Origin of the sequence: Proteus mirabilis ATCC 29906 (assembly GCF_000160755.1) — a bacterium.
GTDB lineage: Bacteria > Pseudomonadota > Gammaproteobacteria > Enterobacterales > Enterobacteriaceae > Proteus > Proteus mirabilis.
On the sequence record NZ_GG668618.1, the window covers coordinates 1 to 241 of the forward strand.

Consider the following 241-nt stretch of genomic DNA (forward strand, 5'->3'; position numbering starts at 1 on the left):
GAATTCCGGGTTTTTAAAAACCCGGAATCAAACCCTTTCGGTTCCAACGGTCCGTGCCGTCGTGCCATGTTCGCGCAGTTTAAACACGCGTTCCAGCATCCCCTGACCAGAAGTCTGGGTGGTATGTTGATGACTCATTATCTATTTCCGAACAAGGAGGGAAAATCCGTCGCTATCGTATACCAAAATGCGACAATAGGCGCGTTTGTGAGAGACTTTTTATTGGATTTACTTATACGGC

General features: G+C 46.9%; 1 pseudogene. It reads right to left on the bottom strand.

Annotation, left to right across the window (positions count from 1 at the left end):
• Positions 1-48: 48 nt before the first annotated feature.
• Positions 49-138, bottom strand: a pseudogene (locus tag HMPREF0693_RS19660) (hypothetical protein); the annotation flags it as partial.
• Positions 139-241: the final 103 nt, after the last annotated feature.